We start from the raw sequence: 17834 nt of genomic DNA, 5'->3' as shown, positions 1-17834 counted from the left end.
GATGGAGCCGCCCAGGGGAATCGAACCCCTGACCTTCTCATTACGAGTGAGATGCTCTACCGACTGAGCTAGGGCGGCGGTGCCTGGCCGATGAGCGCTCGCGCGAAGAGCGAGCGGTCTGGCAGGCGCAGGTGAGTCTACGGTAATTCCCGCCCGCCGCCCAAAGGCAGCCCCCCGCGCCCCGGACAACTCAGCTCTTCAGGGCCTGCCCCACCGTCGCGACCATGGCGTCGACGGCGAACTTGGGTTTCACGTTCATCTCAAGCGCCTCGCGGCATTCCAGCACCGCTTCGATACAGCGCAGCAGGTTGTCGGGGGCGGCATGGTTAGCCAGAGCCGCGACCTTCTCCCGCATATCGGGGTGATTGGCCACCACGGCGCCTGCGCCGGCGGACACCACCAGCGCGTCGCGGAAATAGGTGGCCAGATCCATCAGGGCTCGGTCCAGCGCATCCCGGGAGGCCCGGGTCTGCCGTGACTTCTGCCGTTTCTCAAGGTCTTTCATCGCCCCGGCCGCCCCGCGGATCGCGCCGGCGGCACCCTTACCGGTGCCGCCCGCCCCGAGCGCGGTGCGCAGTTCGTCGGTCTCGGTCTCGTTGCGGCCGGCCGTCAGCGCCTTGGCCTCGGCCTCGGCCGTCGCCACCAGCTCCTCCGCGGCCCCGTACGCCCGCGCCGGGGTCGCCGCATCGCGGGCCAATCCCAGCGCGCGTTCCCGGCGCTGCCGGGCATCCGGATCGGTGGCCAGCCGACGGGCCCGGCCGACGTGGCCGCCGCTGATCGAGGCCGCCCATGTGGCCACGTCCTCGGCCAGTCCGTCGTTGTCGACCAGCACCTGCGCGATGGCCTCGGACCGGGGCGTCACCAACGCGATGTGCCTGCACCGCGAGCGCAACGTCACCGCGATGTCCTCGGGGTCCACCGACGGCGCGCACAGCAGGAACACCGTCGAAGGCGGCGGCTCCTCCACCACTTTGAGCAACGCGTTGGCCGCGCCCTCGGTGAGCCGGTCGGCGTCTTCGACCACCACGATCTGCCAGCGGCCGGTACCCGGGCGCCGCGACGCGATCTGCACGATGTCGCGCATCTCCGAGACACCGATGGACAGCCCCTCGGGGATGATGCGGCGCACATCGGCGTGCGTGCCCGCCATGGTCGTGGTGCAGGCCCGGCACTGCCCGCACCCCGGTTCGCCCTCGGACTGGCACTGCAGGGCGGCCGCGAAGCACACCGCGGCGATGGACCGGCCCGATCCCGGCGGGCCGGTGATGAGCCACGCATGCGTCATCCCGCCCGCTGTGAGCCCGCTGTGAGACGAATCACCACGGGCCGCGCGCGCGGCCGCCACCAACTCGGCCGCCACGGCGTGTTGGCCCACCAGCCGCTCGAATACACCGCTTCCCACCGGTCAGACACTAGTGGTGCGGGCCGACACGACATAAGAACAGCGGCGCGTGAGGTCGCACCTGACCGATACGGTAAACGGGTGAGCACGGCAGCCAACCCGATCGGGCGAATCAGCGCATTCGTCCGCTGGGTCGCGCGCACGCCGTGGCCGGTGTTCACCCTGGGCATGGTGCAGTCCGACATCATCGGCGCACTGTTCGTGCTCGGCTTCCTGCGGTTCGGTCTGCCCGCCGAGGACCGCATCCAGCTGCAGGACCTGCCCGCGTTCAACCTGGCGGTGTTCCTGGGCTACCTGTTCATCGCGTTCACCGTCGGCGCGTACCTGAGCCTGCGGCTGTTGCTGCCGGTCATCCGCTGGCAGCGCCGCGACACCCTGCTCGCCGACGGCGATCCCACCATCACCGGGCTGGCCCGCGTCCGGGCCTTGAAGATGCCGTTCTACCGGACGCTGATCAGCGTCTCGAACTGGCTGCTGGGCTCGGTCGTGTTCATCATCGCCAGCTGGCCGGTGGCCAGCAAGTCGGCTCCCGTCGTCGCGGTGGCCACCGCGCTGGGTGCCACGGCCACGGCCATCATCGGCTACCTGCAGTCCGAACGGGTGCTGCGGCCGGTCGCCGTCGCCGCCCTGCGCGGTGGGGTGCCGGAGAACTTCCGCGCCCCCGGGGTCATCCTGCGCCAGGTGCTCACCTGGGTGCTGTCCACCGGGGTGCCGCTGCTGGCCATCGTGCTGGCGCTGGTGGCCAGCAAGTTCGCCATCCTGACCGCGCCGGCCGAGCGGTTGAACACCCCCCTGCTACTGCTGGCGATCGCCGCCCTGGTGATCGGGCTGGCGGGCACGGTGCTGGTCGCCATGTCCATCGCCGATCCGCTGCGCCAGCTGCGCTGGGCGCTGGGCGAGGTGCAGCGCGGAAACTACAACGCGCACATGCAGATCTACGACGCCAGCGAGCTGGGCCTGCTGCAGGCCGGGTTCAACGACATGGTCCGCGACCTGGCCGAGCGGCAGCGGCTGCGCGACCTGTTCGGCCGTTATGTCGGCGAGGACGTGGCCCGCCGGGCGCTGGAGCGCGGCACCGAGCTCGGCGGTCAGGAGCGCGATGTCGCGGTGCTGTTCGTCGACCTGGTGGGCTCGACCCAGCTGGCTTCGACGGTCCCCGCGTCCGAAGTGGTGAACCTGCTCAACGAGTTCTTCCGCGTCATCGTCGACACCGTCAACAAGCACGGCGGATTCGTCAACAAGTTCCAGGGTGACGCGGCGCTGGCCATCTTCGGCGCCCCGCTTGAGCACCCCGATGCCCCCGGCGCGGCCCTGGCCGCCTCCCGTGAACTGCACGACGAGCTGGTGACGGTGCTCGGCCAGACCGAATTCGGCATCGGGGTGTCGGCCGGGCGCGCGATCGCCGGGCATATCGGCGCGCAGGCCCGCTTCGAATACACCGTGATCGGCGACCCCGTCAACGAGGCCGCCCGGCTCACCGAGCTGGCCAAGCTGGAGACCGGCCACGTGCTGGCATCCGCGATCGCGGTCAGCGGCGCCCTCGATGCCGAGGCGCTGTGCTGGGATGTCGGCGAGATCGTCGAACTGCGCGGCCGGGTGGCACCGACCCAGCTGGCGCGGCCCATTCAGCTGGCCATACCGCCGCGTCAACTCGTGCAGGAGAACGCACCCGATTCCCGGGCGTGACCCTGCCCGGATCGGCTAAGTGGCTTTCTTGGCGACCTTTTTCGCGGCGGCCTTCTTGGCCGGTGCCTTCTTGGCGGCGGCCTTCTTGGCCGGTGCTTTCTTGGCGGCCTTCTTCACCGGGCCGCGGGCCCGGCGATCGGCCAGCAGTTCCGAGGCCCGCGCATCGGTGATCGACAGCACGTCGTCGCCCTTGCGCAGGCTGGCGTTGGTCTCACCGTCGGTGACGTACGGACCGAACCGGCCGTCCTTGATCACCATCGGCTTCTCCGACACCGGATCCACCCCCAGTTCGCGCAGCGGCGGGGTGGCCGCACCCTGGCGGCCGCGCCGCTTGGGCTCGGCGTAGATCTTCAGCGCCTCCTCCAGGGTGACGGTGAACATCTGGTCCTCGGTGGCCAGCGACCGGGAATCGGTGCCGCGCTTGAGATATGGGCCGTAGCGGCCGTTCTGCGCGGTGATCTCCTCGCCGTTGGCGGGGTCGACGCCGACCACCCGCGGCAACGACAGCAGCTTGAGCGCGTCTTCCAGGGTGACCGTCTCGAGGTCCATCGAGCGCAGCAGCGAGCCGGTACGCGGCTTGGGGCCGGTCGGCTTCTTGCCCTTCTTGGCTGCCACACCGTCTTCTGGGTCCTCGGGCGGCTCGGGCAGCACCTCGGTGACGTACGGGCCGAAACGCCCGTCCTTGGCCACGATTTCATGGCCACTCTCGGGATCGACACCCAGCGAGCGGCCCTCTTGCGGTGTGGCGAAGAGCTTTTCGGCGAGCTCGAGGGTCAGCTCGTCGGGGGTCAGCTCATCCTTGAGGTTGGCGCGCTGCGGCTTGAGCTCACCGGGGTTCTCGTCGTCGGCGACCATGCGCTCCAGATACGGCCCGTTGCGACCGACGCGGACGTTGATGGCCCGGCCTTCGTCGTCGTCGAACAGCTTGATGGAGTTGACAACTCGTGCGTCGATGTCTTCGAGGTTGCCGCCGACGAGCTTCTTCAGGCCACCCGCACGGGCGATCGAGCCGTCGGCACCGTGTTCGCCGCCGAAGTAGAAGTTGGTGAGCCAGTTGGTCCTTCGCTCGGTGCCGGAAGCGATCTGGTCCAGCTCGTCTTCCATCGCGGCGGTGAAGTCGTAGTCCACCAGCCGGCCGAAGTGCTGCTCCAGCAACCCGATGACGGCGAAGGCGACCCAGGACGGCACCAGGGCGCTGCCCTTCTTGTGCACGTAACCGCGGTCCTGGATGGTCTTGATGATCGACGAATACGTGGACGGCCGGCCGATGCCCAGTTCTTCGAGCGCCTTGATCAGCGAGGCCTCGGTGTAGCGGGCCGGGGGTGAGGTGTTGTGCCCGTCGGCGGTCAGGGCGGCGGCATCGACGCGCTGGCCCTGGGTCAGGTTCGGCAGCCGGCTCTCGGCGTCGTCGGCCTCCCCGCCGGCCTGCTCGTCGAGGCTCTCGACGTAGGCCTTGAGGAATCCGGCGAAGGTGATGGTGCGGCCGCTGGCGCTGAACACCACCTGCTGGCCGTCACTGGACTGCCCCGAGATGCGCAGGGAAAGCGTGGTGCCCCTGGCGTCGGCCATCTGCGATGCGACGGTGCGCTGCCAGATCAGCTCGTAGAGCCGGAATTCATCGGTGTCCAGCGCGCTGTGCAGCTGGCCGGGAGTCTGGAACACGTCCCCGGCGGGCCGGATGGCCTCGTGCGCCTCCTGCGCGTTCTTCACCTTGCGGGTGTACTGGCGCGGCGAGGGATGCACGTACTCCTCGCCGTAGAGCTGGCGGGCCTGGTTGCGCGCGGCATTGATGGCCGACTCCGACAGCGTCGTCGAGTCGGTCCGCATGTAGGTGATGTAGCCGTTCTCGTACAGCCGTTGGGCGATGCTCATGGTCCGCTCCGAGGAGAACCGCAGCTTGCGGCCGGCCTCCTGCTGCAGCGTCGACGTCATGAACGGCGCGTAGGGCTTGCGGGTGTACGGCTTCTGCTCCACCGACGAGACGGCGAGCTGGGCGTTGCGCAGCCCGGCGGCCAGCGCGTTGGCGGCCGCCTCGTCGAGCACCAGCACCTCGTCCGGCTTACGGACCGCGCCGAGGGAATCGAAGTCGCGGCCGGCCGCCACCCGGCGGCCATCGACGGTGTTGAGCTTGGCGGTGAACCTGGGCGGCGAGGCAGCGGGGTCCGACACGGACGCATCGAGCTCGGCGGTGACGTCCCAGTACCCGGCGCTGCGGAACGCCATCCGCTCACGCTCGCGCTGCACGATGATCCGCGTCGCCACCGACTGCACACGGCCGGCCGACAGTTTCGGCGCGACCTTCTTCCACAGCACGGGTGAAACTTCGTAGCCGTAGAGGCGGTCCAGGATGCGACGGGTCTCCTGCGCGTCGACCAGGTCGATGTCCAGGTCACGCGGATTCTCGGCGGCGGCCCGGATCGCCGGTTCGGTGATCTCGTGGAACACCATCCGCTTGACCGGGACGCGCGGCTTCAGCGTCTCCAGCAGGTGCCAGGCGATGGCCTCACCCTCGCGGTCACCGTCTGTCGCGAGGTAGAGCTCGTCGACGCCCTTGAGCAGGTCCTTCAGTTCGGCGACGGTGGCCTTCTTGTCGGGACTGACGATGTAGAGCGGCTCGAAGTTGTCATCGACGTTGACGCCGAGGCGGGCCCACGGCTCGGATTTGTACTTCGCCGGCACGTCGGCGGCGTTGCGCGGGAGGTCACGGATATGCCCGCGGGACGACTCGACGACGTAGTTGGAGCCGAGGTAGCCGGCAATTTTGCGCGCCTTGGTCGGCGACTCGACTATGACGAGCCGCCGAACGCTACCGGCGCCTCCCCGGCTCCGGTCGTCGTCAGCCACCAGCTCCTACACTCCACTTCTGCAGTTCTCATCACTACCTGCCACGCGCTATCCAGCGCGTCAGCAACTGACAATTTCGCACCCCGCGCCTACCAACGCAAACCGGCTCGCCCGCGGTCTCTCCTTATATTCGGGGCCACAGCGCAAACGCATCGATGTCCCCCGGGGGTTCCCCGACCGTCTCCACCAGGCGTAACAGCCGTCGACGGCCACTTATTCGCAGCGCCGGACGCGATCCTCTGGTGCCGATCAGGGTGGGTGCAATTCCCACTCGCATGAGCGCCGCCGCCAGCGTCGCGTGGGTGTCGGGCGCGTGCGGGTCCAGCCCCAGCAGATACCGGTCGGCCTCGGGCGACCCGTCGGCCAGCGTCCAGGCCCGCAGCTCGCGCGGGCCGGGCAGCCACTGTGGCGGCACCGTCTTGACCGCACCCCTGGTCCACTTTCTGGCGATGGCGCCCAGCCGCTTGTCCATGCCGGTACGCACCAGCGGATTGTTCTCGTCGGTGCGGGCGATCTCGGCCTCCAGGCCGGCATCGGTGATCATCTCGGCTAGGCCCTCGGCACGCCAGAGCCGGTCGACGACCACCGACAGGCGCGCCTCATCGCCGGAGATCACCACCTGACCGCTCGCCGCCAGAATCCCCGTGAGGTCGGCCACCTGCGGTGGTATCGACTCAGCCGAGAAGAACGACAGCTGGCTCACACGCTCGACACTAACGGCGCCGTAAACGAAAACGCCCCCGGCGTGGCCGGGGGTGTTTCGTCGGACTGTCTGGCTCAGACTGCGCGAACGCCGGTGGCCTGCGGACCCTTGGGGCTCTGGCCGACCTCGAACTCAACCTTCTGGTTCTCCTCCAGGGTGCGGAAGCCCGACCCCTGAATCTCCGTGTAGTGGACGAAAACGTCGGCGGAGCCGTCCTCGGGGGCAATGAAGCCGAAGCCCTTCTCCGCGTTGAACCACTTCACAGTTCCCTGTGGCATTTTCCGTACATTCCTTCTCTTACCGGGTGCGGTTCACCGACTTCCGGTGTACCGGGCCCGTTCCGACCGCCAATCCTTCGTGGAGTCGTCGGAACTTGACCCGACTCACAACCCTCGCAGGAACCGCGATCGCAACGACGATCCTGCGAGTGCGAGTACACGAACACAGAAGCTGCGACCGCGATAAGTCAATCATGTTCGGGCCGTCTGCGACAGTGTCGCCACGATCCTGTAGTTAACAATTCACCTGGGGACACTTCAGGGGAATCTCTGCGGAATCCCCCCGGAATTTGAGAAAGGAAGCAGGTGAGCGGTTCGGTGGCCGGATCGGGGTCGCAATTCGGGCGCGAACTACTGGCCCGGGCGCTCGATGGCACTGCGCCGGACGAACATCCGCTTCGCCACGTCGCCGATCTGCCCCCACGCCGGGCACAGACCCGCCCGTGGCCGGTGTGGGCGCCGGCCGAGGTGATCGCGGCGTACGCCGAGCGCGGGATCACCGGCCTGTGGTCGCATCAGCTGGCCGCGGCGGAGCTGGCCCATCAGGGCCGCCACGTGGTGCTGGCGACGGGCACGGCGTCGGGCAAGTCGCTGGCCTACCAGCTGCCGATTCTCGCCGCGATGTCGGCCGACCCGAGGGCCAGGGCGCTGTACCTGTCACCGACCAAGGCGCTGGGCCACGACCAGTTGCGCGCCGCGCAGGCCCTCACCACGGCCGCGGTGAGCACCGACGATGTCGCCCCGAGCGCCTATGACGGCGACGCCACCACCGAGATGCGCCGGTTCGCCAGGGAACGGTCCCGGTGGATCTTCTCCAATCCCGACATGATCCACCTCTCGCTGCTGCGCAACCATGCCCGCTGGGCGGTGTTCCTGCGCAATCTCCGCTACATCGTGGTCGACGAATGCCACTACTACCGCGGGATCTTCGGATCGAACGTGGCGATGGTGCTGCGCCGGCTGCTGCGGTTGTGTGAGCGGTATTCCGGATCGCCCACCGTCATCTTCGCCAGCGCGACGACGGCGCTGCCCGGCGAGACCGCCGCCGAACTGATCGGACAGACCGTGGCCGCGGTGACCGAGGACGGCTCCCCACAGGGTGGGCGCACCGTCGCACTGTGGGAACCGGCGCTGCTGGGCGATCTGGTCGGCGAGAACGGCGCCCCGGTGCGGCGGTCCGCGGGCGCCGAGGCGTCCCGGGTGATGGCCGACCTGATGGCCGAGGGTGCCCGCACCCTCACCTTCGTGCGGTCCCGGCGGGGCGCCGAACTCACCGCACTGGGCGCGCGGGCCCGGCTGGAGGACATCGCGCCGCAGATCGCCGGGCAGGTGGCCTCCTACCGGGCCGGGTATCTGCCCGAGGACCGCAGAAGACTCGAACACGCACTGTCCGAGGGGGATCTGCGTGGGCTGGCCACCACCAACGCGCTGGAACTCGGCGTGGATATCGCCGGCCTGGATGCGGTGGTGATGGCGGGCTTCCCCGGTACGGTCACCTCGTTCTGGCAGCAGGCCGGCCGGTCCGGGCGACGGGGACAGAGTGCGCTGATCGTGCTGATCGCCAGGGACGACCCGCTGGACACCTATCTGGTGCACCATCCGGCGGCCCTGCTGGACAAACCGATCGAACGGGTGGTGATCGATCCGGCCAATCCGCATGTGCTGGGCCCGCAATTGCTGTGCGCGGCCGCCGAACTGCCGGTCACCGACGCCGAGGTGCGAGCCTGGAATGCCGAGGCGGTGGCCGGCGAACTGGTCGACGACGGGTTGCTGCGACGCAGACCGAGCGGGTACTTCCCCACCCCCGGTGTCGACCCGCACCACGGCGTCGACATCCGCGGCGGCTCCGGCGGACAGATCGCCATCCTGGAGGACGGCACCGGCCGGATGCTGGGTACCACCGGCACCGGGCAGGCGCCCGCCGCGGTTCATCCGGGCGCGGTCTATCTGCACCAGGGCGAGACGTATCTGGTCGATTCGCTCGATTTCGAGGACGGCATCGCGTTCGTCCACGCCGAGGATCCCGGCTACACCACCTCCGCGCGCGAGGTCACCGACATCCAGGTGACGGGTTACGGCGAACGGAACACGTTCGGGCAGGTCACCATTGGCCTTGTGCCGGTGTCGGTCACCAACACGGTGACGGGCTACCTGCGCCGCCGGGTGGACGGCGAGGTCATCGATTTCGTCGAGCTGGAGATGCCGTCACGCACCCTGGACACCGTCGCGGTGATGTGCACCATGCCACCGGAGTTGTTGGCCGACAACGGCATCGAGATGTTGCAGGTGCCCGGATCGCTACATGCGGCCGAGCACGCGGCGATCGGGCTGCTGCCGCTGGTGGCCAGTTGCGATCGCGGGGATATCGGCGGGGTGTCCACGGCGGTCGGGCCCGGCCCCGGAGATCTAGCCGGGCTTCCCACCATCTTCGTCTACGACGGCTACCCCGGCGGCGCGGGATTCGCCGACCGCGGATTCCGCCGATTCAGCACCTGGTGGGGTGCCACGGCGGCGGCGATCGAGGCGTGTGAATGCCCATCGGGGTGCCCGTCCTGCGTGCAGTCACCCAAGTGCGGCAACGGAAATGACCCGCTGGACAAGGCCGGCGCGATCAAGGTGCTGCGCCTGGTGCTCGGCGTACTGGCCCGCCACGAACAGTGACGATTCACCCCTCGACAATCGCCTGTTGTTCGTCCGGCGTACCTGCGCCGGTACACCGAGCACCGTGACACTGCGACAAACGGTCAGAAAACGCGATTCGTTTCCCACCCCGATCAATCCGATCGTCGCCGTAAAATACCCTTCTACCAGCGCACACGCAACTTCTCCCGGGCCCAGCGATCCGGCGCGAATCCCAATTCGGCGGGTTGGATCAGCCAAAAGCGACGGATTTCGTAGCTGTCGCAAACAGCGAGCGCGGTGGTCGCCGCCAGCTAAACTGCTCTGCATGGACCACGACTGGCTGCTCGTGGAGACGCTCGGAGACGAGCCCGCCGTCGTCGCGCAGGGGTCCCGCACCAAGAACCTCGTTCCGATCAGCACCTATCACCGACGGAATCCGCACCTGATGGCCATCCAGTCCGCGATCGGCGAGACGGTTCGCGGGGGTCAACCGCTGACCAGCATCACCTCCAAACACGACCGCGTGATCCGCACCGACGTGGTACGGATGTCCGATGGGGTCATCCACGGGGTGCAACTGTGGATCGGTCCGCCGGATATCGACGCACCGGAACGGCCGATGATCGGCCCGCTCAAGTGGGATCTGGATTCCGGGGTGGCGACCGACACGCCGGAATCGCTGACCATCAGTGGGCGCGACGCATCCAGGGAGGCCACCCACGGCCGCGCGTTCGCCGAGGATTTGCCCGCGCGGGCACTCAACCCCGACGAGTCCCGGGTGCTGTCGATGGTGGTGCGGGCCAAGCCCGGTCATGTCATGTGCAGCACCTGGAACGTCACCGACTATCAGGGCCGGCCGATCGCCGTCGGATTCGTGGCCCGCGCCGTTCTGGAGGCTCAGGACGACGGCACCGAGCGGCTGATCTGCCGGTCGATGAACTGGCGCGCCGAACGCGAGGAGCCGTCGGTGCGGCCCGACGACCTGGCCCAGCGCATCCTCAACGGGCTGGCGGTGCCCGGTGTGCACCGCGCCGTGGTGGATCTGAACAGCTGGCGGCTGCTCAAGTGGCTGGACGAGCCGTGTCCGTTCTACGACTGGCGTGCCGGCGAAGCGGACGCGCCGATGCTCGACCCGGACGACGAACATCAGATCCTTTCGATGGCACAGGAATTCGCGGTCGGTCCGACGGCCCGCGTGCTGGGGTTGCGGGCCCATGGCGGCGGCTACACCCCGATCCACGTGACGGCCACCCGCGTCGAACTGGACGAGAACACCATCGCCGCGTTGCTGGCGTTGCGGCTGCCCACCGACGAAGAGCTTGCGGCCGCCGAGCAGGGCGCGGTGGTGGCCGACGAACCGGACCACGGTTCCCGGCCCAGTCTGAAATCGCTGCTCCGGTTGGGGCATTCGGCGCAATCTCACGATTGATCCGCCGGGCCGGCCCGCGCCCACGCCCTGGCTCGCCAGTGCCGCACCCCGGTGTCCGCCTCCACGGCGACCACCGCGTCCAGTCCATCGACGGCGCAGCTCGACAGTGCCGTACCCATCGCGGTCGCCACCGATGCGGCCTGCGCGCAGGCAAATTGCCGTCCGGCAGCCAACCCGGTGGCCGCGGCGTGGGCCGCCAGGTCGGCGGCCGCCTGCGCCCGGTGCCGGGCGATGACGGCCGACCCCAGCACCGCCAAGCCCATCGTGATGGCGACCAGCACACCCACCATCGCCGCGGCGATCAGGGTGGCCGCCCCGCGATCGTCACTGACCGGGTTCGGCCGCCGCGACCGCCTCGGCGGCGAGGGTGAGGCCGGGCAGCAACGGCGATTTCGCGCTGACCCTGGCGATGATGAAGCCACCGTCGCGCCGCAGGTCCAGCACCGCGCCGGCCGGGCCGACCCGTTCGGCGGCCGCGGCGCCGTCGGCACCACGGGCGGCCAGCCGGGCCGCCTCCCTGGCCGCGTCGACACACCGCAGCTGCATGGCCAGGGCCGTGAGCCCGGCCGCACAGAAGACCAGCACCGCCGCCAGGGTGGCCACCGCGAACGCGGCCTCGACGGTGACCGCGCCGTCATCCCCGCTCAGACATTGGTGTTCAGCGCCCGGGTGATGATGTTGGACAGTGCGGTGACGATGGAATCGCCGGTCACCACCGAGTACAAGATGGCGCCGAAGGCGGCCGCGGCGATCGTGCCGATGGCGTATTCGACGGTGGACATGCCGGACTCGTCGGCGACCACCACCATGAGCTTCCCCTGAACACTTCGAATCATGTTTCGCACCATTACTTTTCCTCTCGATCGACGTGATTTTCACAGCAAGCCCGCACCGAGGACGCGATCGGCCAGCCCGGCGACCACCGGCACCACCCCCAGGCAGATGAACGCGGGCAGGAAGCACAGACCCAGTGGGCCGGCGATGAGTACCGACGCACGTCCGGCGGCGGCTTCGGCGGCCGCGCCCGCCTCGCTGCGCACCTGGTCGGCCAGTTCGGCGGCGCCCTGGGCCAACGCCGCACCGGATTCCGCTGAGCGCCTGGCCATCCGGGCCAGTGCGGTCCCGTGCGCGTCGGCGCTCGATTCCGCCTGACCCCATGCCTTGACCGGGTCGGCACCCAGCGCGAGCAATTGCGCCGCACGGGTCAGCCGCTCGGCCAGCCCCGCCGGTGCGAGCGCGGCGGCCGCCGCGGCCGCGGCCGGCGTGGCCATACCCGCGACCAGGCAGGCCGACAGGACGTCGAAGCAGGATGCCGGCGCCAGCGGATCCGCGGGTATCGGGCGCGGTTTCACGACGGCGGGTGTGCTCCTGGCCCGGACGGGGCCGGTGCCGACGAGCACGGCAGCAGCCAGAAGCAGAGCGGACCAGATCACTGCCGCACCCCCGAGGCGATCCGGTCGGACCACCACAATCCGAGGCAGCACAAACTCACGCCGATCACCAACAGCCAACCACCGGCGCCGCCCGACATCAGGAATCGCAGCGGATCGGCACCGATCAGTTGCCCCAGCGCGACACCGAGGACCGGCATCCCGGCCAGAATGGTGGCGGTGGCCCGGGCGCCGGCCAGGCCCGCGTCCAGTGCGGCCGAGAAGCGCTCGCGCTCGATGATGTCGCGCTGGGCGGCGCGCATCAACGTGGCGATGGCCAGGCCGTGAGCCTGGGCCAGCTGCCAGCACACCGCGAGGCGCTCCCAGTGCCCGGGCAGCGTGCAGGCTTGTCCGGCCACCCGCAACCCGGCGGCGACGTCGGCGCCGAGTTGTCCGCGCGCGGCCACGCCGTGCAGAGCGTCGGCCACCTGACCGTCGACTTCCCGTGCGGCCACCTCGAAGGCCACCACGGGGTGGGCACCCACCCGCAGTTCGCCCACCAGGACGTCCAGCGCATCACGCAGTGCCACCGCTTCGGATCGCTGGCGGGCACGACGTCCGGCCCGCCGCCGGCGGGCGTACACGGTGGCGGCGATCACCCCGGCCGCGACGGCGGTACCCAGGGGCAGCAGCACCGCGGCCACCACGACGGCGGCCCCCGCGCACGACACGGCCGGCGTCCGGCCGGAGCGCCGCCGGTCCGGCAGGCCCAGCCGCTGCCGCGGTGCGGACGGTATGACGAGCAGCGCGGTCGCCAGCAGCAGGACCGCGGCGATCATCGGTGACACCTGCCGTCCAACATCTGAGTCAGTGAGGCTGCGCCAGAACCGAATCCGTCATCGGCATGCCACACGGTGTCCGCCCGCACCCGCTCATCGGCACCGCGGTTCAGTACGGCGATCTCGGTGAGCCGGCGGCCCGCCGACGGTTCCCGGCGGACGTGCAACACCACTTGTACCGCCGCCGCGAGTTGGCTGTGCAGCGCCATCCGACTCAGCCCTCCGGAGCCGGCCAGCGCCTCCAACCGGGCAGGCACCTCCGCGGGGCTGTTGGCATGCACGGTGCCCGCTCCCCCGTCATGGCCGGTGTTCAGCGCGGACAGCAGGTCGATCACCTCGGCACCGCGGACCTCGCCGACCACGATCCGGTCGGGCCGCATCCGCAGGGCCTGGCGGACCAGATCGCGGACCGTCACCTCACCGACACCTTCGACGTTGGCCCCGCGCGCCACCAGCTTGACCAGATGCGGGTGCCGGGGTGCGAGTTCCGCGGCGTCTTCCACGCAGACGATGCGCTCGGCCGGATCCACCGCACCCAGCAGCGCCGCCAGCAGCGTGGTCTTGCCCGCACCGGTGCCGCCCGAGACCAGGAAGGCCAGCCGGGCGGACAGGATCTGCTCCAGCAGCCGTGCCGCAGGAGCGGCGATCGCGCCGGCGCCGATGAGGGCATGGAGGTCCTGGCTTGCCGGGCGCAGTACCCGCAGCGACAGGCAGGTGCCTGCGACCGCGACCGGCGGCAGCACGGCGTGCAGACGCACCGGGTCCTGTCCCAGACAGGTGAGGGTGCCGTCCACCCAGGGTTGGTTCTCGTCCAGCCGGCGGCCCGCTGCCAGTGCCAGCCGCTGGGCGAGCCGCCGCACCGCAGGCTCGTCAGGGAAGCGTATCTCACTGCGGCACAACCCGTTTCCGCTGTCCACCCATACCGCATCGGGTGCGGTGACCAACACGTCGGTGGTGCCGGGCAGGCGAAGCAGGGGATCGAGCAGACCGGCGCCGGTCAGCTCGGTCTGCAGCGTGCGCATGGTGGCGAGCACATCGGTGTCCCCGAGCAGCCCCCCGGATTCGGCGCGGATGGCGGCGGCCACGACGGCCGGGCGCAGCGGAACGGACTCGGCGGCCAGCCGCTCACGGACCCGGTCGATCAACGACGCCGTCATCCCGGCACCGCCACGCGCGGCTGCTGCAGTACGGCCAGCACCCGCGCGGCCGCCACCGCGAGGGGAGATCTGGCCCTGACCCGAAGCCCGCCACGCTCCAGGGCGCCGGCCAGCCCGGGCTGCGGGCGCATCGAGGCCAGCAGCGGCACACCCACGGTCCGCGCCACGTCGCCGGCCCGCAGGCCGCCGGGGGAAGGGCCGCGCACCACCAGACCGACATTGGGGTTGACGGTGCCGGCCCAGCCGCCGGCCACCGCGGCCGCCGCCGTGGACCGGACATCGGCGGGCGTGATCAGCACGACCAGATCGGCGGCCCGCAGCGCCGTTTCGGTGACCGAATTGGCCTGTCGCGGTACGTCGCACACCACCGTCACGCCCGCGTGCCGACCCGCGTCGATGACCGAGGCGAGGGGTCCGGCCGCGATCTCGGTGCCGGCCCGTCCACCCGACAGCACGGTGACACCGCGCCGGTTCGGAAGCGCGTCCCGCAGCGCGTCGTAGCTCAGCCGGCCATCGCGCAATGTCAGGTCGGGCCAGCGCAGCCCCGGTTCGTCTTCACTGCCCATGGCCAGATCCAGGCCGCCTCCCCACGGATCGGCATCGATCAACAGCGATCGGCCGGCGGTCTGCGCAATGGCGGCCGCCAACAGCGAGGCGCCCGCACCACCGGCACCACCCAGGACGGCGACCGCCGGCCCGGGCCGCGGACCCGCACCCCTGCCGCCCGGTGCCGCGGCCAGCGCGGCCACCAACTCGCCGTCCTGGCCGGGCAGCTGCAGCACCCGTTCGGCGCCGACCGCGACCGCGGACTCCCAATCCGCGCCTGTCACCTCGGGCGACAACAACAGCACCCCGTCCCGGCGCGGCAGTTCCCGCGCCACGCACCGGGCGGCGGCGGCACTGTCCAGGAGCACCACCGAAGCGCCGGCCCACACCGCGCGACTGGACGGTTCACAGACGTGCACGACACGCACCCCGGCCGCCGCGGCCACGCGATCGGCGTCGTCATGCAGCGGGCCGTCGCCGAGCATCGCCAGTACCGAGGTCGTGGTGGAAGTGGTCACCCACCCACTGTGCGAACAGATGGCGAACACGCGCCAGAGGGTGCACGAACATCTGTGGATGGATCGCCAACTGTGGATCAATCCGGTCCGAACGGACCAGTGAGAATGACATTCCGCAACGCTCGGGCGATTTGCTTGCCTCGGCGGGCCGGTGTGCCTACCCCCAGAAAAGGGACGACCCCCGCCAGGGGGGGAGGAGGCGGAGGTCGTCGTGTATCAGCCCCGGGGGGTCGGGCTGATCCACACCCGGCATAAGCCGAGTAATGCTCACTATACACACGAGGTTGGCAGGTGGCGCAAGTTGAGCTTGCCTGTGAGAGCACCCGGTTACGGAAAACCCAGCGGCCGACGACACCGCGCCTGAGCTGCCACTTTCCCAGCTATGGGAGAAGCGTCCGGCAGTGCGCGCCTATGCTGGGGTCCGTGACGGTATCCGACCGGGCCGACGACACGCCCGCTGCCGCCGATGGCCGCGCCGAATCCGGGCAACCGATCCGTACGGCGGCGTTCTTCGACCTCGACAAGACCGTGATCGCAAAGTCGAGCACGCTGGCATTCAGCAAACCATTCTTCGATCAAGGGCTGCTCAACCGGCGCGCGGTACTGAAGTCGACTTACGCGCAGTTTCTTTTTCTGATGTCGGGCGCCGACCACGAACAGATGAATCGAATGCGGACGTACCTGACCGATATGTGCACCGGCTGGGATGTCGAGCAGGTGCGCTCGGTGGTCGGCGAGACCTTGCACGAGATCGTCGATCCGCTGGTCTTCGCCGAAGCCGCCAACCTGATCGCCGACCACAAACTGTGCGGGCGGGACGTCGTCGTGGTGTCGGCCTCCGGCGAGGAGATCGTGGCGCCGATCGCCCGCGCACTGGGCGCCACCCATGCCATGGCCACCCGGATGGTCGTCGAGGACGGCAAGTACACCGGCGAGGTCGCGTTCTACTGCTACGGCGAGGGCAAGGTGGAGGCCATCCGGGAACTCGCCGCCCGGGAGGGTTACGCCCTCGAGCACAGCTACGCGTATTCCGATTCGGTCACCGACCTGCCGATGCTGGAAGCCGTCGGGCATCCGTCGGTGGTCAATCCCGATCGGGGACTTCGCAAGGAGGCCGCGTCCCGCGACTGGCCGGTGCTGACCTTCAGCCGACCGGTGTCGCTGCGGGACCGACTGCCCGCGCCGTCCGGCGCGGCCGTCGCAACGACGTTCGCGGTCGGGCTCAGCGCCCTCGCCGGCGGCGCACTCACATATTCCCTATTGCGCCGGTTCGTATTTCACGGGCGCTGATACGACACACGGTCGTAGGTGGTCGCCGGAGTAACGATCCGGAATCGGCATCAATTGACCCTTGATGTGACCGCGGTCACGTAGTAGAAATGAGTCACGGAAGCACGGTAAGGCCAAGGCCACGCCAGAAGAGAAGGCGTGATCTCCCGAACCGCGCTCCCCAGCACGGAACCCGGCACCCACGCGGAGCACATACCGCGATAGAGGTAAAAGTGTTGCGGGCCTGCGGAATTGCGAGAGCGGACGATATCGACGATCCCTTGGGTGGGATCGCAGTCGAAGCGCGACGGAAGAACGCCGAGGCCACCCACGCAACCCACAGAGCACGCTTGGTAACCGGAGTCCGTGCTAGCGGGCGGCGAGCCGAATCAGACGCAGGTCTGACACCGGAGCGCCGCCCGCTTTTATGTGTGCTGGGCCTGTGCGATCGAAAGTGCTTCGCGCGCACCGGCGTGCAGTGCCTGACTGCTCAGTACCAGCCACGCCCCCAACCCGTTCGGCGTACCCGAGGCGAATCCTCGCGCGGCCGCGCGATAGTTGCCCGACTGTTTCATCCAGAACATCTCCGGCACACCGAGACCGTGTGGATCCAGGCCGCTGGACATGGTGATCAACCGCGACACGGCGCGGGCCACCACACCGTCGGCGACCCCGAACGGCGCCAGGGTCAGCAGTTCCCCGTGCGCCACCGCCGCCAGCACGAACGCCGGCACCGAGGTGGCGCCCGTCACCAGGTCGGCGAGCTGTTCCAACCGCGGCCCCACCTCCGGCTCGGCCCGCGGGCGGCCGAGCCGATCATCGTCGACCAGGTCCGCGGCGGCCAGGGCGTGCAGCCGGGCCAGCGCCTGCAGCGGGGCCCGCCTCCACACGCCGACCAGCGCGGTGGCCCCGCCCTCCAGCGTTTCGGATACCCGCAACGCGCCTGCGAGCACCGGATCCGGCTCGCCGGACGCGGACAGGCTCAACGCGCCGCCGTCGAGCACCGACGACGCCCGCGCCGCGCGCAGTGACGCTTCGGCCGCCGTGGCCGGCCAGCCCCGCAGATTGGTGCGGTGCCGGTGCGCCCGGCCCAGCGCCTCCCGCGCCTCTTCACCGGCGGCCGCCACCCCTTCGAGATCGACCAGTGGTGCGAGTGGATCGCTCATCGGGA

Annotated in this window: 16 protein-coding genes and 1 tRNA gene; 4 read left to right on the top strand and 13 right to left on the bottom strand. The window is 69.7% G+C overall.

Annotation, left to right across the window (positions count from 1 at the left end):
• Window positions 1-2 precede the first annotated feature (2 nt).
• Both ACXPWS_RS02010 and ACXPWS_RS02005 read right to left on the bottom strand, forming a co-directional pair.
• Window positions 3-78 (bottom strand) — tRNA-Thr (locus ACXPWS_RS02010).
• 112 nt (window positions 79-190) lie between these two features.
• Window positions 191-1402 (bottom strand): DNA polymerase III subunit delta', encoded by a 1212-nt coding sequence (locus tag ACXPWS_RS02005; RefSeq protein ID WP_458710834.1) that lies wholly within the window; start codon window positions 1400-1402, stop codon window positions 191-193.
• A gap of 33 nt (window positions 1403-1435) precedes the next feature.
• Between ACXPWS_RS02005 and ACXPWS_RS02000 the strand changes: the two genes are divergently transcribed.
• Window positions 1436-3088 carry an adenylate/guanylate cyclase domain-containing protein gene (locus ACXPWS_RS02000; protein WP_458713376.1) on the top strand — a complete coding sequence of 551 codons (1653 nt, stop codon included), beginning with the start codon at window positions 1436-1438 and terminating at the stop codon, window positions 3086-3088.
• Window positions 3089-3103: 15 nt separating this feature from the next.
• On the opposite strand, the gene topA is transcribed toward ACXPWS_RS02000, so the two are convergent.
• The 3 genes from topA to ACXPWS_RS01985 all read right to left on the bottom strand — a co-directional run bounded on the left by topA (window position 3104) and on the right by ACXPWS_RS01985 (window position 6913).
• Complete coding sequence (gene topA / locus ACXPWS_RS01995) at window positions 3104-5932, bottom strand: type I DNA topoisomerase (protein ID WP_458710833.1); 2829 nt, start codon at window positions 5930-5932, stop codon at window positions 3104-3106.
• A gap of 124 nt (window positions 5933-6056) precedes the next feature.
• The gene (locus tag ACXPWS_RS01990; protein WP_458710832.1) at window positions 6057-6635 is read right to left on the bottom strand and encodes a hypothetical protein; all 579 of its coding nucleotides are present in this window, start codon (window positions 6633-6635) and stop codon (window positions 6057-6059) included.
• 74 nt (window positions 6636-6709) lie between these two features.
• A complete protein-coding gene (locus ACXPWS_RS01985) occupies window positions 6710-6913 on the bottom strand; it encodes a cold-shock protein (RefSeq protein WP_006243848.1) in 204 nt (67 codons plus the stop codon).
• Between the two features lie 318 nt (window positions 6914-7231).
• Between ACXPWS_RS01985 and ACXPWS_RS01980 the strand changes: the two genes are divergently transcribed.
• Both ACXPWS_RS01980 and ACXPWS_RS01975 read left to right on the top strand, forming a co-directional pair.
• A complete protein-coding gene (locus tag ACXPWS_RS01980; RefSeq protein ID WP_458713375.1) occupies window positions 7232-9574 on the top strand; it encodes a DEAD/DEAH box helicase in 2343 nt (780 codons plus the stop codon).
• 286 nt (window positions 9575-9860) lie between these two features.
• Window positions 9861-10964 carry a PAS domain-containing protein gene (locus tag ACXPWS_RS01975; RefSeq protein ID WP_458710831.1) on the top strand — a complete coding sequence of 368 codons (1104 nt, stop codon included), beginning with the start codon at window positions 9861-9863 and terminating at the stop codon, window positions 10962-10964.
• On the opposite strand, the gene ACXPWS_RS01970 is transcribed toward ACXPWS_RS01975, so the two are convergent.
• From ACXPWS_RS01970 to ssd, 7 genes are read right to left on the bottom strand one after another with little or no spacing between them, the layout of a single operon-like run.
• Window positions 10955-11254, bottom strand: coding sequence for an Rv3654c family TadE-like protein (locus ACXPWS_RS01970; RefSeq protein ID WP_458710830.1), 300 nt, complete (start codon window positions 11252-11254; stop codon window positions 10955-10957). The genes ACXPWS_RS01975 and ACXPWS_RS01970 overlap by 10 nt on opposite strands.
• A 34-nt stretch (window positions 11255-11288) precedes the next feature.
• Entirely contained in the window at window positions 11289-11567 is a 279-nt protein-coding gene (locus tag ACXPWS_RS01965; protein WP_458710829.1) for a TadE family type IV pilus minor pilin, read from the bottom strand.
• A 41-nt stretch (window positions 11568-11608) separates the two neighbouring features.
• Window positions 11609-11812: a DUF4244 domain-containing protein gene (locus tag ACXPWS_RS01960; RefSeq protein WP_458710828.1), complete on the bottom strand. Its 204-nt coding sequence runs from the start codon at window positions 11810-11812 to the stop codon at window positions 11609-11611.
• Window positions 11813-11839: 27 nt separating this feature from the next.
• Window positions 11840-12397 carry a type II secretion system F family protein gene (locus ACXPWS_RS01955; protein WP_458710827.1) on the bottom strand — a complete coding sequence of 186 codons (558 nt, stop codon included), beginning with the start codon at window positions 12395-12397 and terminating at the stop codon, window positions 11840-11842.
• Entirely contained in the window at window positions 12394-13173 is a 780-nt protein-coding gene (locus ACXPWS_RS01950) for a type II secretion system F family protein (RefSeq protein ID WP_458710826.1), read from the bottom strand. Before ACXPWS_RS01950 ends, ACXPWS_RS01955 begins: the two co-directional genes overlap by 4 nt.
• Window positions 13170-14330 carry a TadA family conjugal transfer-associated ATPase gene (locus ACXPWS_RS01945; RefSeq protein ID WP_458710825.1) on the bottom strand — a complete coding sequence of 387 codons (1161 nt, stop codon included), beginning with the start codon at window positions 14328-14330 and terminating at the stop codon, window positions 13170-13172. The genes ACXPWS_RS01950 and ACXPWS_RS01945 overlap by 4 nt, the downstream gene beginning before the upstream one ends.
• Window positions 14327-15361: a septum site-determining protein Ssd gene (ssd, locus tag ACXPWS_RS01940; RefSeq protein ID WP_458713374.1), complete on the bottom strand. Its 1035-nt coding sequence runs from the start codon at window positions 15359-15361 to the stop codon at window positions 14327-14329. Before ssd ends, ACXPWS_RS01945 begins: the two co-directional genes overlap by 4 nt.
• 456 nt (window positions 15362-15817) lie before the next feature.
• Here ssd and ACXPWS_RS01935 point away from each other — a divergent pair, with 456 nt between their 5' ends.
• Window positions 15818-16684, top strand: coding sequence for an HAD-IB family hydrolase (locus ACXPWS_RS01935; RefSeq protein WP_458710824.1), 867 nt, complete (start codon window positions 15818-15820; stop codon window positions 16682-16684).
• 404 nt (window positions 16685-17088) lie between these two features.
• Here the strand turns inward: ACXPWS_RS01935 and ACXPWS_RS01930 are convergent, their stop codons facing one another.
• Entirely contained in the window at window positions 17089-17829 is a 741-nt protein-coding gene (locus ACXPWS_RS01930; RefSeq protein WP_458710823.1) for a Fic family protein, read from the bottom strand.
• Window positions 17830-17834: the final 5 nt, after the last annotated feature.

It is taken from the genome of Mycobacterium sp. BMJ-28 (genome assembly GCF_054404835.1).
This window is presented reverse-complemented; position numbering and strand designations above follow the sequence as displayed.

Coding starts and splice junctions, on each gene's coding strand:
- ACXPWS_RS01985 (WP_006243848.1), bottom strand. CDS start 6,913: ATGCCACAGGGAACTGTGAAGTGGTTCAACGCGGAGAAGGGCTTCGGC.
- ACXPWS_RS01970 (WP_458710830.1), bottom strand. CDS start 11,254: ATGGTGGGTGTGCTGGTCGCCATCACGATGGGCTTGGCGGTGCTGGGG.
- ACXPWS_RS01975 (WP_458710831.1), top strand. CDS start 9,861: ATGGACCACGACTGGCTGCTCGTGGAGACGCTCGGAGACGAGCCCGCC.
- ACXPWS_RS01930 (WP_458710823.1), bottom strand. CDS start 17,829: ATGAGCGATCCACTCGCACCACTGGTCGATCTCGAAGGGGTGGCGGCC.
- ACXPWS_RS01945 (WP_458710825.1), bottom strand. CDS start 14,330: ATGACGGCGTCGTTGATCGACCGGGTCCGTGAGCGGCTGGCCGCCGAG.
- ACXPWS_RS01950 (WP_458710826.1), bottom strand. CDS start 13,173: ATGATCGCCGCGGTCCTGCTGCTGGCGACCGCGCTGCTCGTCATACCG.
- ssd (WP_458713374.1), bottom strand. CDS start 15,361: ATGCTCGGCGACGGCCCGCTGCATGACGACGCCGATCGCGTGGCCGCG.
- ACXPWS_RS01960 (WP_458710828.1), bottom strand. CDS start 11,812: ATGGTGCGAAACATGATTCGAAGTGTTCAGGGGAAGCTCATGGTGGTG.